Here is a 24,286-nt window from a genome sequence, read left to right as displayed (position 1 = left end):
GTTCACCGTATCCCGTCACCGCGCGTCGCGGCCGCGGAGCCGCCGTACGAGGTCGTCCGCGGCCGCCGGCCAGTCCGGCCGGTCGAAGGTGAAGCCCGCGTCGAGCAGGCGGCCGGGGACGACGCGGCGGCTCTTCAGCAGCAGTTTGGTGTCCGAGCGCAGGACGAAGGCGCCGATCTCGGCCATCCACCGTGTCGCGAGCACGCCCACGGGGACGCCCCACGCGGCGCGCAGGGCCCGCATGAAGGCGCGCTGCGGCAGGGGTCCGGGGGCGGCGAGGTTGACCGGCCCGGTGATGTCGTCCCGGGCCACGAGGAAGTCGACCGCCCGGACGAAGTCCCGGTCGTGGATCCAGGACACGTACTGCGCGCCCCCGCCGACCGGGCCGCCGAGGCCGAGCCGGGCCATCCGCAGCAGGACGTCGAAAACGCCGCCGCGGTCGGGGCTCATCACCATGGCGGCGCGCAGGGCCACCTTGCGGGTGTGCGGGGTGGCCGCCTCCTCCTGGGCCCGCTCCCAGGCCTGGGCGATGGCGACGCTGTAGGACCAGTAACCGGGAACGCCGGGTTCGCTTCCGCCGATCACGCCGGTGGCCTCGTCGTTCGGGGCGTCGAAGCGGTGGGCGTAGACGGTGGCGGTGCTCATCTGCAGCCAGACGCGGGGCGGGCGGGCGGCGGAGGCGATCGCCTCCCCCACGGCCCGGGTGGAGTGCACCCGGGAGTCCATCATGTGGCGCAGGTTGCCGGGCGTGTACCGGCAGTTCACGCTCCGTCCCGCCAGGTTGACCACGACGTCGCTGCCGTCGATCTCCTCCGTCCAGGGGCCCGGGTGCGCGCCGTCCCAGTGCACCTCGCCCTCGCGCGCGGGGCGCCGGCTGAGGACGACGACCTCATGTCCGGCCGCGCTGAGCGCGCGCTTCAGGACTGTTCCCACCTGTCCGGTCCCACCGGGCAGCACGAACTTCACACGGGCCTCCCCCGTCGATGCGTGGAAGCGACTCTAGCCGATATTTGAACGCGTTCAAAAGCTGTGGCGGTCCGGGGCTCGGCCCGCGCGCTCGAGCCGTCGGGCAAGATGGGCGCATGAGCGTAGTCAAGATCAACGTACTGACCGTGCCCGCCGAGCAGCGGGAGACGCTGGAGAAGCGCTTCGCCTCCCGCGCGCACGCCGTGGAGAGCTCCGACGGGTTCGAGTGGTTCGAGCTGCTCCGCCCGGTGGAGGGCACCGACACCTACCTCGTCTATACGCGCTGGCGCGACGAGGAGTCCTTCCAGGCCTGGATGGAGGGGCCGATGAAGGCCGCGCACCAGGGCGGCGGCGAGGGCGGCGAGCGGCCTCGGCCCGCGGCGAGCGGCTCGACCCTGTGGTCCTTCGAGGTCGTGCAGCAGGCCGGGCCGAAGAGCGCCTGACCCGCGGCGGCCCGTGGCGGAAGGTCCCCCGTGCCGACGGCGCGGGGGACCTTCCGCCACACAGCCCGGGAGCGTACGGCCGTTCAACCCTGCCGGGAGCGGCCAGGCGCGTACGGCAGTTCAGCCGTGCCGGGAGCGGTCAGGCGCGTACGGCAGTTCAGCCGTGCCGGGAGCGGTCAGGCGCGTACGGCAGTTCAGCCCTGCCGGGAGCGGCCCGGTGCGGCCGTGCGGCCGACCGCGGCGGCCAGCTTGCGCAGCCGGCGCCAGTCCAGCCGCGGGGGCGCCTCGGGGACCCCGGGCCGGTCGCGGGGCACCCGGACCCGCAGGGCGCGGCGGGCGATGCGGCAGTGGACGGGGGTGTCCATGGTGAGCCCCTCGCCGTCGAGCCCGACCTCCAGCCGGGGTTCGTCGGCCTGGACGACCACGTGCTGGGCGGTGAGCACCGTCAGCCCCTCGGGCCGCGGCGAGAGCAGCAGTTCGGCGGCTTCGACGGCGCTGTCGACCCGGACGGCGAGGACGCCCAGCCGCCCGGAGTTGAGCCGCTCGCGGCGGCCGAAGCCGAACGGGTCGTCCATGCGGTAGGCGTTGTTGCTGACCAGGACGGCCTGTGGGTCGGCGATGGTGGTGCCGTCGGCGACGGCCGTCAGACGCGGGCCGCTCTGCCGGGTGAGGAGCTCGGGCAGCCGCTCCAGCGCCGCGCCCACCTTGTCCTCGCGGTAGCCGGGGCTCTGGACGACGGCCCCGTACACACCGAACGAGGCGTTGTTGACGAAGGGGCGGTCGTCGGCGAAGCCGAGGTCGACGCGGAGTTCGACGCCGTCGGTGAGGGCGTCGAGGCAGGCGGCCGGGTCGTCGCGGTCCAGGCCCAGGTCCATGGCGAAGTGGTTGCGGGTGCCGGCCGCGATGACGAGGAACGGCAGGCCGTGCTCGGCCGCGACGGCGGCGACCAGCGCCTGGGTGCCGTCGCCGCCCGCCACCCCGAGCAGGTCGGCCCCGTCGGCCACGGCGGCACGGGCGAGGGCGGTGACGTCCTGGCGCTGCTCCGGGTCGAGCAGGACGACCCGGGCCCCCAGCGCCTCGGCCTTCTCCTTCAGGTGGAACTTCTCGACCTTGCCGCCGCCGGAGCGCGGGTTGAGCAGCAGGAAGGGGCGCTGCGGCGGCGGGGTGCGGTACTCCTTGACCCGTACCGGCCGCAGGCCCGTGCTGCGCAGCGCGTAGCGGCCGCTCCAGACCGCCGCGCACCACAGCAGCAGCGACAGGAAGACCACCCAGAGGAGGTTGGCGGCGGCGAAGAGGGTGATGAGGCCGACGGGTGCCACCAGGGCCAGCGTGGCCGCGGCCATGCGGACCGCTCCGCGCCGGGACAGCACCCACCACAGGGCGGCCGCGGTCAGGGCGAGGCCCGCCAGCGCGGCCACGAGCAGCAGCAGTCCCCGCAGGCCGCCGGAGACGAGGGGCAGCAGTGCCGCCGACGCGGCCGCGGCCAGGGCCGCCCTGGCGGCCCATCGCTGGCGGCGGTGATGCCGTTCGCTCATCGCCGATCCCATCTCGCTCCTCCGCTCGAACCGGCGCGGCCGGGCCTTGGGGACCGCGTCCGGGCGTGCACATCGTGCCCGCCGACGACACGGCTCGGCCGCTGCCGTCCTGATGGCTCCCCCGCCGGCGGGCACGTCAGACGCGAGGATCCCGCGCGAGGGAGCCATCGGTAGCGTACGCGGCTCGCCGGGCCCGTCCGCGCGCACCGGGGCACGCCGCCCCTCCTGCTCATCGCCCCGGTCGGCCGCCCTCTTGACCGAGTGAGTCTTATTACGCGACGAGATGGTGCTGGCGACGACGCTCATCGGCACACAGGAGATGGTGCGCGCGCGGCTGCGCGTCTGGCGGGACGCCGGTGTGGACACCGTCCGCCTCTATCCGGCCGGGGACACCCTCGACGAGCGGCTCGGCACCCTCGGCGAGCCATCGAACTGGTCCGCGAGATCGGTGACGGGGCGGGCGCCGAAGGCGGCGAGGTGCCGGGCGTGGGCGACTGACACCCTCTCCGGAGGTAGCGCTTTCCCTCGTGTTGCCGCCGCGATCGAGCGAGTGGGGCGAATCGGCTCACCGGGGGTTGACTGGGCGTCGATGCGCTCGGCCTACTGGAAGGCGCAGCCGGCCGTGACGGGGGGTCTGGTCCGGCGCCGGCCCTGGGGTCGAGGTCGCGTGGGGCGCCCCCCGCTCTACCCAGGTCAGGGGTCCGATGGTGCGGCGACGAGGGGCAGCGGTGGCGGGCCTGCTGGCCTGCCTGCTGATGCTGCAGCTGCTCGTGCCGGGACCGGCGGGCGACGGGCGCGCGTCCGCCGCCGTGGCGGCGGACGTCGTGGAGCCGGGTGCGTCTTCCGGTGGTGCCGCCGAGGAGGCCGAAAAGCCGGGTCCGTGTGAGGGGGAGCCGTCGGTGCGGCAGCTCGCGGCGCGCACACCGCGGGCGGCGGGAGCGGCCGGGGTGAGTGCCGTGGTGGCCGCGGCGCCCCGGACCGACCGGGACGCGGGCGGGCCGTCGACGAGGGCCGGGCGGTGGCCGGCGTCCGGTGGAGCCGTCCCCAACGCCGTGGAGCTGCGGGCGTTCCGCTGCTGAGAGCGGCGGTACCGAGCAGGCCTGCGCCGTGCGAACCCGCGTACCGCCGGGTGCCCTGGCGCGGCGATGTGCAGGCCTTCGCGTGTCCCCAGCCGATGACACAGGAGGCGGAATTGCCTGGAAAGCGCGTGCTCGTTCTGCGGCCGGACGAACTGGGCCCGGACGACCGGAAGATGTGGCGGGAGATCCGCACCGAGTCCGGAGCCCCGGCGAACCCCTTCCTCGACCCGGGGTTCACCGCGGCCGTGGGGCGGGTCAGGCCGGGAGCCAGAGTGGCGGTGCTGCAGGAGGACGGCTCGCCCGTCGGGTACTTCCCGTACGAGAGGGGCCGGCTGGGGCGGGGCCGGGCCGTCGGGCTCGGGGTGTCGGACAGTCAGGGGGCGGTGCTGCGCCCCGGGATCCGCCTGGACGCACACCGGCTGTTGCGGGTCTGCGGGCTGTCGTCCTGGGAGTTCGACAACTTGGAGGCCGGTCAGGAGGCGTTCGCGGCGCACGCCGCCGAGGAACTCGCCTCACCCGTCGTCGACATCGGCGAGGGCTTCGCCCGGTACACGGAGCGGCTGCGGGCGAAGTCGCCCGGTTTCCTCAGACAGACCCTGGCCAAGGAACGCAGGCTGGCGCGGCAGGCCGGCGAGGTGCGGTTCGTGTACGACGCCCGGGACCCGGGGGCCCTGCGGGCGCTGATGGAGTGGAAGTCGGCGCAGTACCGGCGCACGGGCCGCCGGGACCGGTTCGCGCAGGAGTGGATCACCCGGCTGGTGGGGCTGCTCGGCGGGAGCGAGGAGCCGGAGTGCCGTGGCGTGCTGTCCGTGCTGTACGCCGCGGGCCGGCCCGTCGCCGCGCACTTCGGCCTGCGCTCGCGCACGGTGCTGTCCTGGTGGTTCCCGGCGTACGACCGCGCCTACGCCAAGTACTCCCCCGGGCTGGTGCTGCAGTTGCGGATGCTGGAGGCCGCGGCGGCCGACGGGATCGAGATCGTCGACCTGGGCAGCGGCCCGGCCCGCTACAAGGAGTCGCTGAAAACCCGTGACCTGCGGGTGTACGAGGGGGCGGTGGTCCGGCCGGTGCCGGGCGGAGCCGCCCACTGGCTGAGCCGTGAGCCCGCCCGGTCCACCCGTCGCTTCGTCCGCAACCGCCCCCGCCTGGCGAGCGCGGCGGCCCGGACCCTGGAGGAACTGGGCCGCCTGCGTGAGCGCTGAGCGGTGCGGGGCGGCCGCGAGGAGAAGGTTGCGCCCTCGCCCTCCCGGTGCTCGCGTGCCGCGGCGTGCCCCACGGCCACCGGGAGCGGGTGCGCACCGCGTCTCTGCGGCAGCCGTGGTGGGTGTACACCGCGTCCGTACGGCAGCCGGTCGTGGGTGCGCCCGGCTCCGGGGAGCCGGGCGCGTGGGAGGTCAGCGGGTCGCGGTCCAGCTGTGGGCGACGTCCACGACGACACGGCCGTCCAGTTGCAGGACGCGGAAGGGCAGCCGGGCGCGGACGCCGAGGCCGATCTGGGTGTCGCCCTCGAAGCTGCCGGCGAACCGGGTGTCCCGGAACGTGCGGTGGCCGGTCAGGTCGACGCCCGGGAGCGGGCGTGCCACCCGGCCGGGGTACGTGGGGGCACCCGTCTCCGGGTCGTAGGCGGGCGCGGCCACGCGCACCTCGAGGACCGCGCCGCCGGCCACCGGGATGTGACGGCCGGATCCGTCCTGGTACAGCCGGTCGACGTACCGGACGGTGTAGCCGACGCCGCCGCCCGCGCCGGGCACGTCGACGACCATCCGGTCGAAGCAGGCGTGGCGCCCGGTCCTGACGTTCTCCAGCGGGGCCTGTGTGGCGCCGCTGCCGGTCTTGGCGAGGCTCCCCCAGCCGGTCGGACAGGCCGTGACCTGGGTCGCGGCCCGCTGCCCGGCGGCCGGTGCGGCACCGGCCGGGACCGCCGCCACGCCCACCACGGCGCCCACGACCGCGAGCGTCGCCCATGCTCTTGTGATGCGTATTCCTGTCATTGCCGCCCCCGAGGCTTGCGTGCGGGTGATAACAGGTGAGACGGCCGGCTTGACCGAAAGGTTGCACTTGCCGCGCCGGAGCGCCGACCATGGCACATCCTGGTGGGGAGCGATTGGTGTCCGGTGCGTCCGTACCGGGAGGACGCGACATGGATGAGGCGACCGCCGTACCGGACGGGCCGGGGTCACCCGGTGGCCGGCGCCGCGACGGCGGGAGTACCGGCCGGGGCCCGGCCGGGGGCACGGGGTGGATCGAGGACGCCCTGACGACCCCGCTGGTCGAGGCCGTCCGGGATCTCGACGGCTACGGCGGGCTCGTCTACCTGCGCTCCCCCGACCGCCGCTCCCTGGTGCTGGCGATGGTCACCGGCGTGCCCAGGTCTCTGCTGAGGAGCTGGTGGCGGGTGTCGGTGGGGGGTGCCCTGCCCATGGCCGAGGCCTACCGGCGCGACGAGACGCTGTGGCTGCCCGACGAGCGCGCCATGATGCTGCGCTTCCCGCACTTCACCGCCGGGCTGCCCTACTCGTTCGGCTCCGCCTACCAGCCGGTCCGGGCCGGCGGCGAAACCGTGGGCGTCCTGGTCGTGCTGCGCTCGGCCGCCCGGGCCCCGGTCGAAGCGGAGGCGGTGGGCCGGGCTCTGCGTCCCGCGCAGCGGCGGCTGGCGGAGCGCCTCGGCCGCCTCGCCACCGGCCGCCCCCGAGCCGCCGGGCCCGGCCCGGGCACCGCCGCGGTCGCGTACGACGACGAGCCCGTCAGCGTGCGGCTGCCGACGCCCGCCGTCCACCCCGTCCGGGTCGGGCTCCTCGACTGGGACCTGGACACCGACCGGTGCACGGCGGACGACGACGCCCTCGCCCTGCTCGGCATCGACCGGGCCGGCTTCGGCGGCACCCTCGACGACATCGAGGCCCGCGTCAGCCCCGACGACCTGCACGAACTGCGCGCGAGCCGGGGTGACGCGCTCGCCCGGGGCCGGGTCAGGTCCCGGCACTTCCGGGTGCTGGACGCGTCCCCCGGCGGCGGGGAGGCCGGCTACCGGCCCGTCGAGCTGTGGGGCCACCTCGTGCGGGGCGCCGGCGGCTCCGGCCGGATGCTGGTCTGCGCGCTGGTCGACGCGGCCGTCGGGCTCACCGCGGCCGAGGCCGCCGAACGGCTGCCCGACGCGCTCTTCTCCCTGGACCAGGACGGCCGCCTGACCTACCTCAACCGGCGCAGCGAGGAACTGCTCGGATGCGGCCGGGAGGAGCTGCTGGGCCGCTATCCGTGGGAGGTGATCACCTGGCTGCGGGATCCCGCGTACGAGGACCGCTACCGGGCGGCGATGCTCTCGCAGGAGCAGGTGTCCTTCCTCGTCCGGCACCCGGGCGGTGCCCGGCTGAGTTTCGTGCTGTACCCGGACGTGCACGGGCTGACCGGCCGGGTGTACCCGGCCGGGCCGCCGACCGGGGACGAACCGGCACGCGAGGACGGGTCCGCCCCGGCTGCCGTGGCGGGGAGCCCGGCCGCGGGGCCGCCGCCCGGGCCGGTGGCCGAGGCGCGGGCCGGGGCGCTGTACCACGTGGTGCAGATGGCGAGCGTGCTCACCGAGGCCGTCACCGTGCGGGACGTGTGCCGGGCCGTCTCGGAGCAGTTGCTGCCCGCGTTCGGCGTGCGGGAACTCGCCCTGTACACCGTCCGCGAGGGCCGGATGTACCTGCTGTGGGAGTCGGGCTACCCGGAGGGGTTCCTCACCCAGTTCGAGGGCATCACCCTCGACACGCAGCTGCCCGGCGTCCACGCGCTGACCACGCGGCTGCCGCTGTTCTTCGAGTCGCCCGAGGACCTCTCGGGGGCCTACCCGGGCATCGCCCTGGACCGGATGAGCGCCTGGTCGTTCCTGCCGCTGATCGCCTCCGGCCATCCCGTGGGCAGCTGCATCCTCGGCTGGGACACCCCGCACCGCTTCACGGCCGACGAACGCTCGGCCCTCACCGCGCTGAGCGGGCTGGCCGCGCAGGCCCTGGAGCGGGCGCGGCTGTACGACGCGGAGTCCGCCGTCGCCCGCGGTCTCCAGGAGGGGCTGCTGCCGCACCGGCTGCCCGCCGTGGAGGGGCTGCGCAGCACCGGCCGGTACCTCCCCGGCACGCAGGGCATGGCCATCGGCGGCGACTGGTACGACGTGATCACGACGGGGCGCGGGGTGGCCCTGGTCATCGGGGACGTCGAGGGGCACAGTGTCGGAGCCGCCGCGGTGATGGGCCAGTTGCGCAGTGCCGTGCACGCCTTCGCGGCGAGCGGGCGCCCGCCGCAGGAGGTCATCACGCACACCAACCGGCTGCTGGCCGAGCTGGACGCGGACGTCTTCGCCACCTGCTGCTACATCGAACTGGACCCGCGCACCGGACGGGCCCTCGCCGTGCGGGCGGGCCATCCGCCGCCGTTGCTGCGCCGTCCCGGCGGGCGTGCCCAGACGCTGGATCTCGCGGGCGGCGTGATGCTGGGCGTGCAGCCCGACTCGGACTATCCCGTCACCGCGCTCACGCTGGACCCCGGCAGCGTGCTCGTGCTCTACACCGACGGGCTCGTCGAGCGGCCCGGGAGCGACATCGAGACGGGGATCGACCAGGTCCGCAGGTGCCTGGCCGACACCCCGGCGGACTCGGTGGAGCATCTCGCCGACCGGCTGGTGGGAACCGCCCGGCGCGCCCGGGAGCGGCCGGACGACGTGGCGCTGCTGCTCACCGCCTACCGCTGACCCGTCACGAAGGCCGCGGGACGGTCCCGGGGGCGGGACGGGGCGGGCGGCGGGGAGTACGGTGGGCGGCACGGCGAGCGAGGCGGTGGTGGGCGGTGGAATGGCAGCGGTACGCCGAGCAGATGGCCGCGCTCGCCCGCGACCTGGTCGCGCAGGATTCGGTGCAGGCCACCCTGGACGAGATCGCCGCGTCGGCGGTGAAGCTCGTCGAGGGCTGTGACGCGGCGGGCATCCTGACGGTGTCCAAGGGCAGGGCCGTGACGCTGGCCGTCTGCGGGGACATGGTCGAGGAGTCCGACCGGCTGCAGGGCGAACTGGGCGAGGGTCCGTGCTTCGACGCGGCCTGCCGGGTGGACGGGGAGCGGCTGTTCCGCATCGCCGACATGACCGTGCCGCACCCGTCGTGGCCGCGGTTCAGCCGGGCGGCCCGCGACCTCGGCATCGGCAGCATGACCGGCGTGCTGCTCTACACCGACCGGCAGGACTTCGGCGCGCTGAACCTCTACTCCCGCCGCCCGGGAGCGTTCGGCCGGGACATCGAGACCGCGGGCTGGCTGCTCGCCTCGCACGCCGCCGTGGCGCTCGCCACCGCCCGCGCGGTGGACCAGCTCGAACACGCCCTGGAGACCCGGCACGCCATCGGTGAGGCCATGGGGATCCTCATGGAACGCCACCGGCTGAGCGAGGACGAGGCGTTCGGCGTGCTGCGCCGCCTGTCCCAGGAGCACAACGTCAAGTTGCGGGACGTGGCGCGGCGCGTACGGGCGGATCCCTCCGGTCAGGGCTGACCGTCCGGACCGCCCGTGGCGCGCAGCAGCAGCACGGTGATGTCGTCGGTGTGCCGGCCGGTGGGTGCCGTGTGGCGGACGAGCCGGTCGATGAGCCGCTCCAGGTCCTGGCCGCCGGTGCCGTCCAGGCGCCCGGCGAGGTCGGCCGTGACCCGCGTGGCGTCCGTGCCCGGGATCTCGACCAGGCCGTCGGTGTAGAGGGCGAGGGTGGTGCCCGGCAGGAGGGGCGCGGTGGTGACGGGGTAGCGGGCGTGGGTGACGATGCCCAGCAGGGGGCCCGGCTCGGCCTCCAGGACGCGGCCCGGGCGGCCGGTGTGGCGCAGCAGCGGGGGGACGTGCCCGGCGCTGGCGAAGGACACCTCGTGGCGGGCGAGGTCGAGGTGGGCGTAGAGGCAGGAGACGAGCAGGTCGGAGTCGAGGTCGGCCAGCAGCCGGTTGGTGCGGGCGAGGACCTCGCCGGGGGCGGCGCCGGCGGTGGCGTGGGCGTGGACCGCGATCCGCACCTGGCCCATCAGGGCGGCCGCGGCGACGCTGTGTCCTTCGACGTCGCCGATGACGGCGGCCGCGGTCGTGTCGTTCAGCCGCAGGACGTCGAAGAAGTCCCCGCCGACCTCGGTGCCGTGGCCCGCGGGCATGTAGCGGGCGGCGACGTCCAGCCCGGGCAGCCGGGGCAGGGCCCGGGGCAGCAGGGCGCGCTGCAGTTCGCCGACGAGACGGTGCTTGGCGTCGTAGAGGCGGGCCCGGTCCAGGGCCTGGGCGATCAGGCCGGACAGCGAGGTGAGGACGGCGCGCTCGTCGGCGGTGAAGGGGTGCGGGTGGTCGTAGGACAGGATGCAGCAGCCCACCGGGCGGCCGGAGATGATCAGTGGGAGGAACGCCCAGGCCTGTTTGCCGCTGATCCGGGGCGCCCGGGGGTAGTTGGCCGTCATCTCGGCCGGATGGGAGAAGAAGGCGGGGGTGCCGCTGGCGATGACCTGCCCGGCGGGGGTGAGGTCGGTGTCCAGGGACAGGGCGTCGAGCCGTTGGATGACGTCGTCGGGGTAGCCGTGGTGGCCGGTGATCTTCAGCCGGCCGGCCTCCGCCGAGGACAGCACCAGCCCCTGGGCGCCGAAGGCGGGCAGGATCTGATGGGCGATCAGCGAGACGAGGTCGCTCACGGTGACCGTCTCGGTGAGCGCGGCGGCGAGGTGCACCAGCTGGTAGAGGCGTCCCGTGGGCGCCGCCACGGGGCGGGCGCGGGCGGGCGCCGGCGGGTTGTCGGCCCGTTCCCCGCCCGGGACGACGCGGACGCTGATGCCGCTGGTGTCCGGGTAGAGCTGGAAGGTGAGGCGCTGGTCCGGCGGACGGAGCGCGCTGAAGGACACGGGGGCGCGGCTGACGACCGCCGTGCGGTACTGGTCCTCGTAGACGGGGTCGTCCAGCCAGGGCAGGGACTGCCAGGGGCGGGTGCCGAGCAGCCGGTCGGTGCCGCGGCCGAGCAGGCGGGCCGCGGTGGCCGTGGCGAAGACGATGCGGCCCTCCAGGTCGAGGGCGAGGGCGCCCTCGGGGAGGCGTTCGAGGTAGTCGGCGGCGGCCAGACCGGTCTGCACGGGGTGGTGCACGGCCTCCGGGGCGACGACGCGCGGCTCGTCGGGCGGGCTGGGCGGCCGGGGGGCGTCGTCCAGCAGGCGGGCCATGCGGCGGGCGATGGAGGAGATGTGGTCGCGTTCGCGGGGCGTGAGCGGGCGGGGGCGCATCGCGGGCCACATCAGCACGAGACCGCCCCAGGCACGCCGTACGCCGGTCAGGGGCACCGCGGTCAGGGCGAAGGGGTAGGGCAGGACGGCGGCGGCCCGAGGGTAGTGGCGGGCCATCTCGTCCTGGCTCGCGATCTGGACCAGCCGGTCGTCGCGGATGGCGTCGGCGACGGGCAACGGTGCGGTGAGGGGCAGCCGCTGCCAGGGGGCGCTGAACGCCACCGGCAGGCCGCACAGCGCCACCAGGCGCAGCACGGGCTCCGCGTCGTCGATCAGGTACAGCCCGCCGGTCGAGGCGCCGGTGCCGCGCACGGCGTCGGCCAGGGCCGCTCCCAGGGCGTCTTCCAGGGATCCGGCACCCGCAGGTGGCTCGTTGCTCCCGGACATCGGTGTCCTCCCGCTCTTACCCGGACGCTACGCCTCACCGGGCCCGGGGGCATGTCGTCCCGGCGGGGCGGAGGGCCCGGGCGGCCCGGGCGCGGCCCGCCGCCGGGTGGTCCTGGCAGAATCGGCACCTCGATGTCGACCAGGAGGACCGCCGTGCAGTCACTGACGTCCGAGGAGCCGCTGGCGGTGGTGGTCACGGAGGCGATCCGGTCCGGGGACCTGCCCGGGCTGCGGCGGCTGCTCGCCGACCACCCCGGGCTGGCCGCGGCGCGCATCACCGAGCAGGGCGAGGACGGCAAGGGCACGCGTAGTCTGCTGCACATCGCGACGGACTGGCCCGGTCACCGGCCCCGTGGTCCCGAGGTGGTCGCCGTGCTGGTCGCCGCCGGGGCCGATCCGGACGCCCGCTTCGGCGGGGCGCACGAGGAGACCCCGCTGCACTGGGCGGCCGCCAACGACGACGTGCCCGTCCTGGACGCGCTGCTGGCCGCCGGAGCCGACATCGAGGCGCCCGGAGGGGTGATCGCCGGGGGCACCCCGCTCGCCGGTGCGCGCGCGTTCGGGCAGTGGCGCGCGGCGTTCCGGCTGGTCGAGCACGGTGCGCGGACCACCCTCCAGGACGCCGCGACACTCGGGCTGCTCGACCGGGTCCGGGCCTGCGTGGAGTCCGACGAGCCGCCGTCGCCCGCGGACATCACCAGCGCGTTGTGGGGCGCCTGCCACGGCGGGCACCTGTCCACCGCGCAGTACCTCCACGCCCACGGCGCCGACATCGACTGGCGCGGCTACGAGGACCTGACGCCCCTCGGCATCGCCCGCCGGCAGGACGCCGAGGACGTGGTGCGGTGGCTGCGCGGACTGGGGGCGCGGGACCGGACGTAGCCGGGCCGGGGCGTCACCGCCGGGCGCCCGGACAGGGCATGGCGCTCGGGGGCGAAGGCAGCCGCGCCGTCCGCCACGCGGTCCCGGGAACGACCGGACGGGCGCCGTCTGCGCCGCGAAGGCCGCGGGGGCGGAACTCCGAGCGGCCGGAGCGGCCCGGGTGGCCGTCTGTGGCACCTCGGGCCTGCGGGTCGGTACTCGGGGGGATCTGCGCGCGGGCGCGGCCCGGGCGGGCCGCCCTGTCATCGACGCGCGGGCGCCCGGCCCCCGGCATTCCTGAGGGCCGCCCCTGGCGCCGGGCCGGTCAGGGTCCGGGGCTCACAGGCAGTAGCGGACGAGCCACTCGTCCTGGTTGTACGCCGTGCGCGACGGGTCGGGGACGCTCGCCGCGCGCTCCTCGACCATGTCCTCCACGCGCACCGGCTCCGGGAGCGTCCCGAAGCGGGCCCGGCGTGCCGCGGCCTCCGGCTCCGCGCCCTGCTGCGACGTCGCCTCGTCCATGGCGATTCCCCTCTCCGCTGGTCTGCCGGCCGATCGGCCCCTTCCGGGCAAAGAGTTGACGTGTGAGACGCGCTCCTGGTTCCCGCCGCCCGGCCCGGTCCCGGACGTCGCCGCCGCTCAGCCGTAGAAATTGCGCTGCCAGCGGTGCCGGGCGAGGATCCTCAGCCGGTCGTCCCCGAACGGGCGCCCGTCGCTCACGGCGGTGTTGCGTTCGACGTTGCGGACGCCGCGCATGCCGGGGATGACCGTCGAGACGGCGGGTGCGCCGAGCACGAAGCGCAGCGCGGTCTCGGCCATGTCGTCCGCCCCGATGCCCAGGTCGGCGCAGATCGCCGCGACCCGCCGCTCGACCTCGGCCGGCCGGCCGTCGCGGAAGTACCGGTTGCGGAAGTCGCCCTCGGGGAACGTGGAACCCGCCCTGATCCGCCCGGTCAGCCCGCCCTCGTCGAGGGCGACGCGCACGATGACGCCCACGCCGTGCTCCACGCACGCGGGGAACAGCCGCTCGGCCGGGGCCTGGTCGAAGATGTTGTAGATGACCTGGACGGTGTCCACCGTGCCGCTGCGCACCAGCCGCAGGGCGCTGTCCGGCTCGTGGTCGTTGATCGAGACCCCGAAGAGCCGGATCCTGCCCTCCCGTTTGAGCGCCTCGACCGTCTCCAGCCAGTCACCCCGGCCGACCCACTCGTCGCTCCACACGTGGAACTGCACGACGTCGAAGTGGTCGAGTCCGCTCGCGCGCAGGCTGGCCTCCAGGCTGCTGCGGATGTGCTCGCCGGGGAACGCCTCGGCCGGGTCGGTCCCGCCGGGCGCGGGCCACAGCCGGTTCAGCGGCGGCACCTTGGTGGCGACGAGGATCTCGTCGCCGGCACGTTCCCGGACCACCCGGCCGACGATGCGCTCGCTCTCGCCGTAGCCGCGTGCGGTGTCGACGAAGTTCACCCCGAGGTCCAGGGCCCGGTGCAGCGCGCGCACCGACTCGTCCTCGGTGGCGCCGACCCACGCGGACTCGCCGATGCCCCAGGCGCCGTAGCCGATCTCCGACACGGACAGGCCGCTGCGTCCCAGTTCCCGATAGCGCACGGTGCACCTCCACGGCACGTGGTCGTCCGAGGGCCCCTGCCCCCGGCTGCGCCGACCCTAGGCGATCATCCGCCCCGGGTCACCGCTGTTTTCGCCGGCCGCGTCACTCGCCCGACCGTACGGGGCGACGGGCCGGTCATGTGGTCCGCCGGCCCGTCAAGTGGTCCGCCAAAAGGGCGGGGAAGTGGACCTCCTCCCGGACCGCCCGGCTGCCTAGCGTCGCCCGCATGAACGCCACGACCACGCGCGGAGCCCTCCTCGCCGCGCTCGCCTGCGTCCTCGTCGGAGGGTCCTTCACCGCCAACAGCGTCCTGGGCGCCTACCCGTACGCGGGCGGCCAGTTCCTGCGCTACGGGCTGGCCTGCCTGCTGCTGTTCCCGCTCGCCGGGCGGGGCGCGCTCGCCCGGCTCAGGGCGCTGACGTCACGTCAGTGGGGCCGTCTCGCCCTGCTCGCGGCGGTCGGCATGGTGGGTTTCAACCTGGCCGTACTGGCCGCCGAGCGCACCGCGGAACCGGCCGTTCCCGGGGTGCTCGTGGGCTGTGCCCCGGTGGTCGTCGCCGTGCTCGTACCGCTGATGGACGGACGCGGGCCGCAACGCACGGTGCTGTACGGGGCCCTGCTGGTGGCGGCCGGCGCCTGCGTCGTCCAGGGCTGGGGGCGCACGGACGGCGCGGGCCTCGCCTTCTCGGTGTGCGCGCTGGCGGGCGAGGTCGGATTCGCCGTACTCGCGGTTCCCGTGCTGCGGCCTCTCGGGCCCCGGCTGCTGTCCGCGGTCGTGTGCGCGGTGGCCGCGCTGGAGTCGGCGGCGGTCGGCATCCCGGCCGACGGGGCCGGGTGGCTGCGGCCTCCGGACGCCGTCGAGGCCGCCGCCCTGCTGTGGCAGGCGGTGGTGGTCACCGTGGTCGGGTTCGTGTGCTGGTACATGGGCATGCAGCGGATCGGCGCGGAGCGCGCCACGCTGTTCTCCGGTCTCATCCCGGTGGCGGCGGCCGGTACCGCCCCGCTCGTCGGCACCGGTTCCTACGGCCTCGCGCAGGGCGCGGGCAGCGCGCTGGTCGGGCTCGGCGTGGCCCTGGGCTCGGGGGCGCTACGGCGGCCGGGCGGGCCACCGGCACCGGGCCGGGAGCGGACGCTGCGGTCCTCGGTGTTCCTCCGGCGGAGGCCTTACGCAGCGCCCTCCCAGGGACCTCTCGGGAAGGCGGCCGCACGCGGGGGCGCGTCCGCGGCAGAGTGACGGACGCGTCCAACGAGGGCACCGAACGCCTCCACCGACACGGGAGACCGCCCCCCGCCGCACCTCCGCGGTGACACACGCCTGGTGGGCACCGCGGTGGCCGGAGCGGGTGCTGCCGCGCGTCGACGCCGAGGGCGAGGCGACGCCGGCGGCGGTCCGGCCGGCGTCGCTGGTGCGCGGGTCAGTGCGTCACCAGGTGGACGAGGGCGAGGGTGCCGACCGACACGATGAGGGTGCGCAGGACGACGGGGCTGAGGCGGCGTCCGGCCCGCGCTCCGATCAGACCGCCCAGGGCGGAGCCGGCGGCGATCAGCACGACGGCCGTCCAGTCGAACTCCGCGAAGAAGAGGAACACCACGGCGGCGACGGTGCTGACGACGGCCGCCAGCACGTTCTTGACGGCGTTGAGCCGCTGGAGCGTGTCGTCGAGGAGCATGCCCATCAGGGAGACGTAGATGATGCCCTGGGCCGCCGAGAAGTAGCCGCCGTAGACGCTGGCCAGGGTCAGGCCGGTGAAGAGCAGCGGGCCGCCGTCGCGGCGGGGGCGGCTCCCGGCCGGGCGACGGCGGCGCACCCCCCGGGCGATCAGGGGCTGGCAGGCGACCAGGACCAGGGCGAGGCCCACCAGCACCGGCACGATGCGTTCGAAGGCCGACGCGGGCAGGGTCAGCAGCAGGACGGCGCCCGTGAGGCCGCCGAGCACGGCGCCGACGCCGAGCAGGAGGGCGCGCCGGCCCTGGCCGCGGAGCTCCTCGCGGTAGCCGATGATCGCGCTGAGGGAGCCGGGGACCAGGCCGAGCCCGTTGGACACGGTGGCGGTCACCGGGGGCAGTCCGGTGGCGAGCAGGACGGGGAAGGTGATCAGGGTGCCCGAGCCGACGACGGCGTTGACGGCCCCCGCACCGGCACCTGCCGCGAGCACGGCCGCCATCTCCCCCGGCGTCACGCCGCCGCTCCGCCGGGTGTGCCGTTCCAGGTGACGATGAGGTTCATGGGATCACGCTAGGACGTGGTCGTTTCGGCGGTCGCCGAAGGGTGCCGGCCCTGGCCGCGGGGCCCGGACCGGCCGCTGCGCGGACGCCCGCCCGCACGCGCAGCGGCGGCGGGGCCCCAGGAGGGAGACCCCGCCGCCGTTCGCCGGTCAGGCCGGTGTGCGGCCGCTCAGCTCCGTCTCACGCGGCGCAGCACCACCAAGCCCGCCATGACCAGGACCGCGCCCGCGGCGGCGGGCCAGAGCTGGGCGCCGGTGTCGGCGAGGCCGCCTTGTCCGACCGCCTGCGGCTCGGGCAGGGACGGGGCCGACGGCGTCGGGGCGGCGCTGGTGGCCGTTCCGACGGCCTGGGACTCGCCGAGGCCGTCCGCGTCCGCACCCTCCTTGTCCCCGTTGGCGCCGCCGTCGGGCGAGGGCGTCGCGAGGACCTCGGGTCCGGCGGTGCCGGGGGCCTTGGTCCCGTCGGCGGGCTTCGGGGCGGCGGTGGGCTTCTCCGCGGCCGGGGGCTTCTCCCCGGCAGGGGGCTTCTCCCCGGCAGGGGGCTCGGAGGCCTCTCCCTTGCCGCCGTCGCCCTTGCCGCCCTCGTTCTTGCCGTCGTCGCCCTTGCCGCCGTCGCCGCCCGCGTCACCGGGCTTGCCGCCGGCGTTCCCGTCCTGCGGGGCGTCCGGCGTGCGCGTCGGCTGCTCCTGCGGGGCTTCCGGAGTCTGCGAGGGCTCCTCACCCTGGCCCGGCTCCTCACCCTGGCCGGGCTCCTCACCCTGGCCGGGCTCCTCGCCCTGACCCGCTCCGGCGCCGCAGGTGCGGCCCTCGTTGATGCAGTCGACCATCTCCTTCATCAGGCCCTCGTCGAAGACGTTGATGAAGTCGCCGTGGTCCGTCACCGGCTTGTGCAGCTGCTCCGGGAAGGAGTCCACCGCGAACAGGGGCGTCGTACGGCCGCCGTCCTCCAGGCTCGGCGCGTCGACGTCGTAGACGATGCGCTGGACGAGCTGCGGGATGGGGCGGAAGCCTGACGGGCAGTTCCCGGCGGCGTCCGTGAACGCCACGTGGGTGCGGTGGTTGGCGCTGTCGATGTTGCGGCCGTCCCAGCAGCTCTGGAACTTGAAGGTGCGCACCACGTCACTGCCCTGCGGGCACAGCGGGTACTTGTCCTTCAGCTGCCGGTCCTCGAAGCCGGTGCAGCTCCAGGAGGCGTTGGCGTTGGCCGGGCCGTTCACGAACGACTTGGCGTCACCGGTGATGATGCGCAGCAGCCGCGGCATGGCGGTGACCTTGTCCCGCGGGTTGCCCACGAAGTTCAGCGTCACCTGCTTCGGCGTGACGATCTCCCCGGCGTTGCCCTCGATGCCACCGCCCGGCTTCTGGGCGTCCTGCTCCTGCTTGCCGTTCTGCAGGCGCAGCACCGGCCAGTAGTAGGAGGACTTGTCGCCCTGGTCGACGCAGCTGGTCTCGGCGTTCGCGAGGTCCTGGTCGCTGGCGAAGGCGTCGTTGGCCTGGTTGCCGACGTAGTCGTGGAAGTGGTGGGCGCCGTTGCTCACACCCGGTGCGACGATGACGTTGTCCGAGTTGAACAGGCCGTTCTCGTTCACACCGCAGCTGGTCGCGAACGAGCCGCGCGAGGCGTTCCCCTCCGGGCGGGGGGTGCTGACGTTCGGCTGGACGTTCTTGATGTCCACGAAGTCGGCGGCGACGGGGCCGTTGCCCGCCTGGCCCCCGTTCCCGCCCTGTCCCTGCCCCTGGCCGTCCTGCTGTCCCTCGCCCTGGTCCTGGCCGGGCTGTTCACCACCGTCCTGGCCCTGGTCCCCGGTGGGTGCCTGGTTGCCGGACTCCCGCAGCGTGCAGGCGGCGAGGGCGTCGAGCCCCTCGGGCCGGTCCCCCACCCGGTCGATGGCGATCGCGATGCGCTCCAGGGTCGCGGCCCGCTTGTCCTTCAGCGGGTTCACGATCGCGCTGTCGGCGAAGCCGGAGTCCTGCCGGATCTGCTGGGCGGAGGCGGTCAACCGCTGGTAGGCCTGGGCGATCTGCTCGTCCAGCAGAGCGAGTTCCTTGTCGACCTCCGCCCTGGCCTGCTCGGGGACCGAGGTCAGTTCGGTACCGACGTCCGGGCAGTCGATCGTCGCGCCCCCGGCCGGAACCCCCGCGCCGGACCGCGTCCGCTCGGCCTCCCCGTCCCAACCGCCGTCCGTGGCCGAGGCGTAGACGTTCGCGGCCATCAGACCGCCTCCGCCCAGGATCAGCGCGAACGCGGCGAAGGTCGCGCGTCGTTTGCCTGTAGGGCGTCTTCGCGAATTGCGTGCCAAGGGTGCTCTCCTGCGCTTGTGGCGTGCCGGGCATGAAAATCCCCTCGCCCCATACGTACGGGAGCGCCGGTGCGTTCAGGCGTCTGGACGATTTTCGGGGAACTCTCATGAACCCGGTAAACACCGGGCCCCGCCGGCCGCACGCGCCGGCGGGGACAACGCAGGTCAGCGGAAGTTCACGTCACTGCACAGGAAGTAGGTCTGGTCCATGTGCGAGGCCTGCCAGATGGTGTAGACGACGTGCCGGCCGCTCAGGCCCGACGTGCTCACCGGGATCGAGTAGTTCTGGCTCGGCGCGTACGTGCCCGTGCGGGCGACCAGTTGGAGGTCGTTCCAGGTCAGAGGCCGGGTGGTGGGGTCGAATCCCTGCCGCGTGACGTACACCAGGAAGTAGTCGGCGCCGTGGCTGGCCTGGTCGTGCAGCTTCACGGTGAAGTTGGCGGTGACGTCGGTCGTCTTCCAGGGGCCGACCGCGTCGAGCGAGTTGTACCGGCCGCCCTCGGTCCTTCCGCCGCTGCAGAGCTGGCCGTTGGGGATTACGGCCTGGAAGTCGCCGCCGGAGCCGTTGCGGTAGAGGCCGTTCCAGTTCCACATGGCGTTGGGGTTGTCCCGCCACGCCTGCCAGCACATCGGGTCGAGCTGGGCCATCTGCGGGTTCTGGAAGTCGCTCCCCCAGCGCTGCCAGCAGCCGTAGTTGCGGGAGGCGGGGTCGACGACGGAACCGTGGGCGACGGCCGTGCCGCTCCAGGGGATCACGCTGAGCAGCGCGGCGACCAGGGCGCTCAGCACGAGCGTCAGACGGGACCTCGCGCCGGACAGCATACGATCATGACCATGACACTTCATGATCTCCTTCTTTCGGATGTGGGGGTTGTCGTGCCTTCGATGCCTTGCTCGTGGGGAGAGCGGGAGCACCGCGTGGGAGCGCTCCCGCAGGGCACAGGCTGCGCCTGATGGGCCGTGGCGGCAATGTGGGATTGCGCCACTTCCGTGTCTCCTGGCGCGTTCGATGCGGGTGAGGAGTCCGATGGCCCACCGCTCGCGGCAGGGGGCCGGTCAGAGCCGGTCGAGTTCCCCGGTGCCGCGCCCCAGGAAGGTGGCCGGGCCCGGCTCGGGGACGTGCAGCTCGTGGAACCCCATGCGGCCGTAGAAGCCCCTGGCCCGCGTGTTGGCCGTGGCCATGGCCAGGTGCACGGCCGGGACGCCCTGGTCCCGCAGCGCCCCGAGGAACGTCCGCATCAGCCGGCGCCCGTGGCCGCGGCCCTGCCAGTCGGGCAGCAGGTCGATGTGCAGGTGCGCGGGGTAGGCGGCCAGCTCGGGCAGGACCATCCGTTCCGGGTGGTGCAGCAGGTAGGCGATCTCCTCGTCCGGGGTGCGCGGCCGCGCGGGCGGCTCCGGGTGGCGCTCGGCGACCAGGGGCAGCCAGGCGGTGCGGAACGCCTCGGCGAAGCGCGCGGTGTCGGCGGTGCCGAGGACGTAGCCGACGGCCCGCCCCTGCCCGTCGTCCAGCACGAAGGCCAGCTCCGGCTCCAGATGGACGTACGGCGCCGCGAAGGTGGCCGGAAAGACGCCCGGGTCCGCGTAGTGGGGACGGCTGTCCCCGCCGTTGTGGGCGGTGCGGACGCAGATGTCGTCCAGGGCCGGACGGTCCTCGGGGCGGTAGGGGCGGACGGTCGCAGAGGTGGTCATGGCGGAATCGTGCACGCAGTGGGAGCGCTCCCTCAACCCCCCGCGGCGTCGCGGCCGTTGTGCCACACTGCGGCCATGACCAGCGTGCACCGGCTGCGCGCGGCCGCGCTCGCCCTGCCGGAGGCCGCAGAGGAGGCGCGGGCCGGGACGGTCGTCTTCCGCGTGCGGGGCGGACGCTTCGCCTCGGTGACGCAGGACGGCCGGCTGCGGCTGAGCCTGCCGCCGCAGGAGACGGCCGCGGCCCGGGCCGCGCGTCCCACCGGTGAGCCCGTGCTGCGCGAGGGGACGCCGACCGGCTTGCGCGTGCCCCTCGCGGAGCTCGACGGCGAGGAGCTGAACGCCCTGGTGCGGGCGTCCTGGTTCGTCCGCGCCCCGAAGCGGCTGGCCGAGTCACCGGCCAGGGCCGAGGCCGCCGCCGGCGTGCCCGGCGGGGACCTGCCCGCCGGGATCGGGCGGCCCGCGGCCCGGGCCCTGCACGGCGCCGGCCTGGCGACCCTAAAGCAGGTGGCCCGGCACTCCGAGGGCCAGCCGCTCGCCCTGCACGGGGTCGGGCCGAAGGCCGTGCGCGTGCTGTCCGAGGCGCTGCGGCGCCGCGGACTCGCCCTGCGGGACGGCACCGCCCGGTGACTTCCTCGCCGAGCCCGGCTTAGGGCCACGGCCAGGGGTTACCCGGCCCCCATGGTGAAGCTGCATATACCCGGACGAAAAGACCGCCAGGCGGCCCAGGCCCCGCCTGCGCAGGAGCCACGCCCCGGGCCCGCGGCGGAACGCGGGGAGAGCCCCGGCCGCACCGCCGAGGAGCCGGGCCCCGGCCCCGAGGTCGAGCGCGCGGCACCGGACTCGCCGAAGGAACTGCCCCGGACGTCGTGGGGTGCGGTGTTCAAGGGCAGCCTGCGCGAGTTCAAGGACGACGAGCTGACCGACCGCGCGGCGGCACTGACCTACTACGGGGTGCTGGCCCTCTTCCCGGCGCTGCTGGTGCTCGTGTCGATGCTGGGCCTGACGGGCAGGTCGACCACCGACAAGGTGCTCGACAACGTCCAGCAGCTCGCCCCCGGCTCGGCGCGCGACATCATCACCCGGGCCGTGGAGCAGTTGCAGGGCAACGCCGGCATCGGCTCGCTGATGGCCATCGTCGGTCTCGTCCTCGCGGTCTGGTCGGCCTCCGGTTACGTGGCGGCGTTCATCCGCTCCGCGAACGCCGTCTACGACATGCCCGAGGGCCGGCCGGTGTGGAAGCTGCTGCCGGTGCGGGTCGGCGTGACCGTCGTGCTGATGGTGCTGGCCGTGATCAGCGCGCTGATCGTCGTGTTCACGGGCGGACTGGCCCGCCAGGCGGGGACGGCCCTGGGCATCGGCGACACGGCGCTGACGGTGTGGTCGATCGCGAAGTGGCCCGCGCTGGTCGTCCTGGTCACGATCATGATCGCGATCCTGTACTGGGCGACCCCGAACGCCAAGGTGAAGGGCTTCCGGTGGATCACCCCGGGCAGTCTGCTGGCCCTGTTGATCTGGCTGGTGGCGTCCGGCGGCTTCGCCTTCTACGTGGCCAACTTCGGCTCGTACAACAAGACCTACGGGACGATGGCCGGTGTCATCATCTTCCTGGTCTGGCTCTGGATCACCAACCTGGCGATCCTGCTCGGCCTGGAGTTCGACGCGGAGACCGTGCGGCAGCGGGCGATCGCCGGTGGCCATCCGCCGGAGGCCGAGCCGTACACCCAGCCGCGCGACACCCGCACGTGGGACGAGCAGGACCGCCGACGGCTGGACGAGACCTGAGCCGGCCCACTCAGTCCATGAGTCCGGCGGCGACCGTCGCGCCCAGTTCCCGGCAGCGTCCGGTGTCGCCCTTGTCCGGCTCGCCGGTCACGGTCACGGCCTCGGCGGCACGGCGCCAGCCGAGGCCCGTCGTGATCGACTCGATGCCGCGCACCGCTCCGGTGACGTCGTTGCCGCCGTGCACCCAGTACCCGAAGGGACGACCGCGCGTGGCGTCCAGGCACGGGTAGTAGACCTGGTCGAAGAAGTGCTTGAGAGCGCCGGACATGTAGCCGAGGTTCGCGGGCGTGCCCAGCAGGTAGCCGTCGGCGGCGAGGACGTCGGAGGCCGTGGCCGACAGCGCGGGCACGCGGACGACCCGGACGTCCTCGATCCCGGGGTCCGTCGCGCCGGAGACGACGGCTTCGAACATCGCCTGGCAGTGGGGCGAGGGCGTGTGATGGACGATCAGCAAGGTGGCCACGCTCCCCGACCCTGCCGTGCGGTCCCCCTCACCGCAAGCCACGCCCTCGTGCGGTTCCTCTCACTCTCACCGCACGCCACGGCCCCCGTCGGCACGAGCGGTGACGGGGGCCGGTGTCGCCGGGCCGGCGGTCAGCGGTTCCTGCGGCGGCGGATCAGCAGGAAGGCGACGACCAGGGCGCCGGCGCCCGCCAGCAGGGCACCGCGCTGGTCACGTACCTGCTGCGGGGCCTTGTCCTGCCAGACCTGCTCGGCCTGCGCGGCCTTCTCCTTGGCGCCCTGGGCGGCGGCGGCGCCCTTCTGCTTCACCGGTTCGGGCAGCTTCTCCTCCACCGTGTGGGCGACCTGGGACGCCTTGGCCATCGCCTGCCCGCGCCAGGCCTGCGCCTTGTGCCCGGCCTGTTCCTTCACCGCCACCGCCTTCTCGCGGGCGCGGGTCCTCACGTCGGCGCGGTCGGCCAGTTCCTGGACCGTGTCGCCCAGTTCGTGGCGGGTGCGCTCGACCTGCTCGCGCAGTTCCTCGGGGCTGCGGGCGGTCGGCTCGTCGTGCGGGGGCTGGGTCATCGCTGTGCACTCTCCTTGATCTCGGCCACGTCGGCCTTGACGCTGTCGATGGTCCGCTGCGGGGCGGGCGAGCCGGCCTGGCGCACCTGCTTGCGACCGGCCAGTGCCGTCACGCCGGTGGCGACGGCGAGGACGGCCGTGACGATGAGGGCCGCCGCCCACACCGGAAGCGGTACCGCCAGTGCGGCGATCACCGTGGCCACCAGGGCCTGCAGGGTGACGAAACCCAGCACGCCGGCCCCGCCGAACAGGCCGCCGCCCTTGCCGAAGCGCTTGCCCTTCTCGGTCATCTCCGCCTGGGCCAGGCGCATCTCACCTCGCACCAGCTCGGTGAGCTGTGCCGTGGCACGCTGCACCAGCTCGCTCACGGGCTCGTCACCGGCCGTCGGCGCGGTGGTCGGGCGCGCGGCGGCGGGTGCCGTGCGGTCCGTGTCCGTCATGGCGATCACCTCCCGGTCTGCGGTCCCGGCACGGGTCCCCCGGTGAGGCGGAAAGGACACCTGGTCACGGGAAGTCGTGCCGGCCATGAGTGATCGGCGCGGAATCCGGTACTCGACGGTCGCTCTGGTCACGAGAAAGGGAGGTACCGCCTTGTCGCAGGTAGAGGAATCCATCGAGGTCCGCGTCCCGGTCCACACCGCCTACAACCAGTGGACGCAGTTCGAGACGTTCCCGCAGTTCATGGACGGCGTGGAGCGCATCGAGCAGCGCACCGACACCCTGACGCACTGGGTGACGAAGGTCGGCGGCCAGGAGCGGGAGTTCGACGCGGAGATCACCGAGCAGATCCCGGACGAGCGCGTCGCCTGGACCACCGTGAACGGTGAGGCCAGGCAGGCCGGTGTGGTGACGTTCCACCGCATCCAGGACGACACGACCAAGGTGATGCTGCAGATGGACTTCGACCCCAGTGGCGTGGCCGAGACGGTGGGCGACAAGCTCGGCTTCGTCAAGCGGCAGGTCGCCGGTGATCTGCGGCGCTTCAAGGAGTTCATGGAGGAGCGCGGCGCGGAGACGGGCGCCTGGCGCGGTGAGGTCTGACGACCGGCCCGGTGTGGGCCCCCCCGGGGGGGGGCCCCCCCCCCGGGGGGGGGGCCCCCCCCCGGGGGGGCCCCCCCCCCCCCCCCCCCCCCCCCCCCC

The 24,286-nt window shown here is 74.5% G+C and carries 23 protein-coding genes and 1 pseudogene; 11 read left to right on the top strand and 13 right to left on the bottom strand.

Annotated elements, in window-relative coordinates; all coding sequences use genetic code 11:
* Window positions 1-15: 15 nt before the first annotated feature.
* The gene (locus tag AC07DA_RS04390; RefSeq protein WP_479124455.1) at window positions 16-966 is read right to left on the bottom strand and encodes a DUF1731 domain-containing protein; all 951 of its coding nucleotides are present in this window, start codon (window positions 964-966) and stop codon (window positions 16-18) included.
* A gap of 116 nt (window positions 967-1,082) precedes the next feature.
* Between AC07DA_RS04390 and AC07DA_RS04385 the strand changes: the two genes are divergently transcribed.
* Window positions 1,083-1,409: an antibiotic biosynthesis monooxygenase family protein gene (locus tag AC07DA_RS04385; RefSeq protein ID WP_479124453.1), complete on the top strand. Its 327-nt coding sequence runs from the start codon at window positions 1,083-1,085 to the stop codon at window positions 1,407-1,409.
* A 194-nt stretch (window positions 1,410-1,603) separates the two neighbouring features.
* Here the strand turns inward: AC07DA_RS04385 and AC07DA_RS04380 are convergent, their stop codons facing one another.
* Entirely contained in the window at window positions 1,604-2,956 is a 1,353-nt protein-coding gene (locus AC07DA_RS04380; RefSeq protein WP_479124452.1) for a diacylglycerol/lipid kinase family protein, read from the bottom strand.
* A 256-nt stretch (window positions 2,957-3,212) separates the two neighbouring features.
* On the opposite strand from AC07DA_RS04380, the pseudogene AC07DA_RS04375 reads away from it, so the two are divergent.
* The 3 genes and pseudogenes from AC07DA_RS04375 to AC07DA_RS04365 form a co-directional block, all read left to right on the top strand.
* Window positions 3,213-3,442, top strand: a pseudogene (locus tag AC07DA_RS04375) (hypothetical protein); the annotation flags it as partial.
* A gap of 230 nt (window positions 3,443-3,672) precedes the next feature.
* Complete coding sequence (locus tag AC07DA_RS04370) at window positions 3,673-4,023, top strand: hypothetical protein (protein WP_479124451.1); 351 nt, start codon at window positions 3,673-3,675, stop codon at window positions 4,021-4,023.
* A 95-nt stretch (window positions 4,024-4,118) separates the two neighbouring features.
* On the top strand, window positions 4,119-5,222 hold the full coding sequence (locus AC07DA_RS04365) for a GNAT family N-acetyltransferase (RefSeq protein ID WP_479124449.1): 1,104 nt from the start codon (window positions 4,119-4,121) through the stop codon (window positions 5,220-5,222).
* Between the two features lie 192 nt (window positions 5,223-5,414).
* Here the strand turns inward: AC07DA_RS04365 and AC07DA_RS04360 are convergent, their stop codons facing one another.
* On the bottom strand, window positions 5,415-6,011 hold the full coding sequence (locus AC07DA_RS04360; RefSeq protein WP_479124448.1) for an AMIN-like domain-containing (lipo)protein: 597 nt from the start codon (window positions 6,009-6,011) through the stop codon (window positions 5,415-5,417).
* A gap of 149 nt (window positions 6,012-6,160) precedes the next feature.
* Here AC07DA_RS04360 and AC07DA_RS04355 point away from each other — a divergent pair, with 149 nt between their 5' ends.
* Together AC07DA_RS04355 and AC07DA_RS04350 are read left to right on the top strand one after the other, a co-directional pair.
* Window positions 6,161-8,746, top strand: coding sequence for a SpoIIE family protein phosphatase (locus AC07DA_RS04355; protein ID WP_479124446.1), 2,586 nt, complete (start codon window positions 6,161-6,163; stop codon window positions 8,744-8,746).
* 95 nt (window positions 8,747-8,841) lie between these two features.
* Window positions 8,842-9,534: a GAF and ANTAR domain-containing protein gene (locus AC07DA_RS04350; RefSeq protein WP_479124444.1), complete on the top strand. Its 693-nt coding sequence runs from the start codon at window positions 8,842-8,844 to the stop codon at window positions 9,532-9,534.
* On the opposite strand, the gene AC07DA_RS04345 is transcribed toward AC07DA_RS04350, so the two are convergent.
* Window positions 9,525-11,657, bottom strand: a complete 2,133-nt coding sequence (locus AC07DA_RS04345) for a SpoIIE family protein phosphatase (protein ID WP_479124442.1) — start codon at window positions 11,655-11,657, stop codon at window positions 9,525-9,527. The genes AC07DA_RS04350 and AC07DA_RS04345 overlap by 10 nt on opposite strands.
* Window positions 11,658-11,810: 153 nt before the next feature.
* Here AC07DA_RS04345 and AC07DA_RS04340 point away from each other — a divergent pair, with 153 nt between their 5' ends.
* On the top strand, window positions 11,811-12,539 hold the full coding sequence (locus AC07DA_RS04340) for an ankyrin repeat domain-containing protein (RefSeq protein ID WP_479124440.1): 729 nt from the start codon (window positions 11,811-11,813) through the stop codon (window positions 12,537-12,539).
* 318 nt (window positions 12,540-12,857) lie between these two features.
* Here the strand turns inward: AC07DA_RS04340 and AC07DA_RS04335 are convergent, their stop codons facing one another.
* Together AC07DA_RS04335 and AC07DA_RS04330 are read right to left on the bottom strand one after the other, a co-directional pair.
* Window positions 12,858-13,040 (bottom strand): hypothetical protein, encoded by a 183-nt coding sequence (locus tag AC07DA_RS04335; protein WP_479124439.1) that lies wholly within the window; start codon window positions 13,038-13,040, stop codon window positions 12,858-12,860.
* 117 nt (window positions 13,041-13,157) lie between these two features.
* Window positions 13,158-14,123: an aldo/keto reductase gene (locus AC07DA_RS04330; protein WP_479124438.1), complete on the bottom strand. Its 966-nt coding sequence runs from the start codon at window positions 14,121-14,123 to the stop codon at window positions 13,158-13,160.
* A 227-nt stretch (window positions 14,124-14,350) separates the two neighbouring features.
* On the opposite strand from AC07DA_RS04330, the gene AC07DA_RS04325 reads away from it, so the two are divergent.
* Window positions 14,351-15,358, top strand: a complete 1,008-nt coding sequence (locus AC07DA_RS04325) for a DMT family transporter (RefSeq protein WP_479124436.1) — start codon at window positions 14,351-14,353, stop codon at window positions 15,356-15,358.
* A 181-nt stretch (window positions 15,359-15,539) separates the two neighbouring features.
* Here AC07DA_RS04325 and AC07DA_RS04320 read toward each other — a convergent pair whose 3' ends face one another.
* The 4 genes from AC07DA_RS04320 to AC07DA_RS04305 all read right to left on the bottom strand — a co-directional run bounded on the left by AC07DA_RS04320 (window position 15,540) and on the right by AC07DA_RS04305 (window position 20,338).
* Window positions 15,540-16,289: a sulfite exporter TauE/SafE family protein gene (locus tag AC07DA_RS04320; RefSeq protein ID WP_479124716.1), complete on the bottom strand. Its 750-nt coding sequence runs from the start codon at window positions 16,287-16,289 to the stop codon at window positions 15,540-15,542.
* Window positions 16,290-16,519: 230 nt separating this feature from the next.
* Window positions 16,520-18,562 (bottom strand): DUF1996 domain-containing protein, encoded by a 2,043-nt coding sequence (locus AC07DA_RS04315; RefSeq protein WP_479124714.1) that lies wholly within the window; start codon window positions 18,560-18,562, stop codon window positions 16,520-16,522.
* 252 nt (window positions 18,563-18,814) lie between these two features.
* Window positions 18,815-19,495, bottom strand: a complete 681-nt coding sequence (locus tag AC07DA_RS04310; protein WP_479124435.1) for a lytic polysaccharide monooxygenase auxiliary activity family 9 protein — start codon at window positions 19,493-19,495, stop codon at window positions 18,815-18,817.
* 210 nt (window positions 19,496-19,705) lie between these two features.
* Window positions 19,706-20,338, bottom strand: a complete 633-nt coding sequence (locus AC07DA_RS04305) for a GNAT family N-acetyltransferase (protein WP_479124433.1) — start codon at window positions 20,336-20,338, stop codon at window positions 19,706-19,708.
* Window positions 20,339-20,413: 75 nt separating this feature from the next.
* On the opposite strand from AC07DA_RS04305, the gene AC07DA_RS04300 reads away from it, so the two are divergent.
* Window positions 20,414-20,965, top strand: a complete 552-nt coding sequence (locus AC07DA_RS04300) for a helix-hairpin-helix domain-containing protein (RefSeq protein ID WP_479124432.1) — start codon at window positions 20,414-20,416, stop codon at window positions 20,963-20,965.
* 51 nt (window positions 20,966-21,016) lie between these two features.
* Window positions 21,017-22,120: a YihY/virulence factor BrkB family protein gene (locus AC07DA_RS04295; protein ID WP_479124431.1), complete on the top strand. Its 1,104-nt coding sequence runs from the start codon at window positions 21,017-21,019 to the stop codon at window positions 22,118-22,120.
* 10 nt (window positions 22,121-22,130) lie between these two features.
* Here AC07DA_RS04295 and AC07DA_RS04290 read toward each other — a convergent pair whose 3' ends face one another.
* The 3 genes from AC07DA_RS04290 to AC07DA_RS04280 all read right to left on the bottom strand — a co-directional run bounded on the left by AC07DA_RS04290 (window position 22,131) and on the right by AC07DA_RS04280 (window position 23,586).
* Window positions 22,131-22,583, bottom strand: a complete 453-nt coding sequence (locus tag AC07DA_RS04290) for a flavodoxin family protein (protein ID WP_479124429.1) — start codon at window positions 22,581-22,583, stop codon at window positions 22,131-22,133.
* A gap of 131 nt (window positions 22,584-22,714) precedes the next feature.
* Window positions 22,715-23,146 (bottom strand): DUF3618 domain-containing protein, encoded by a 432-nt coding sequence (locus AC07DA_RS04285; RefSeq protein WP_479124427.1) that lies wholly within the window; start codon window positions 23,144-23,146, stop codon window positions 22,715-22,717.
* Window positions 23,143-23,586 carry a phage holin family protein gene (locus AC07DA_RS04280; RefSeq protein WP_479124426.1) on the bottom strand — a complete coding sequence of 148 codons (444 nt, stop codon included), beginning with the start codon at window positions 23,584-23,586 and terminating at the stop codon, window positions 23,143-23,145. Before AC07DA_RS04280 ends, AC07DA_RS04285 begins: the two co-directional genes overlap by 4 nt.
* Before the next feature lie 151 nt (window positions 23,587-23,737).
* Here AC07DA_RS04280 and AC07DA_RS04275 point away from each other — a divergent pair, with 151 nt between their 5' ends.
* Window positions 23,738-24,187 carry an SRPBCC family protein gene (locus AC07DA_RS04275; RefSeq protein ID WP_479124425.1) on the top strand — a complete coding sequence of 150 codons (450 nt, stop codon included), beginning with the start codon at window positions 23,738-23,740 and terminating at the stop codon, window positions 24,185-24,187.
* The last annotated feature ends 99 nt before the right edge of the window (window positions 24,188-24,286 follow it).

This window comes from Streptomyces sp. NPDC044921 (assembly GCF_056432865.1).
This window is presented reverse-complemented; position numbering and strand designations above follow the sequence as displayed.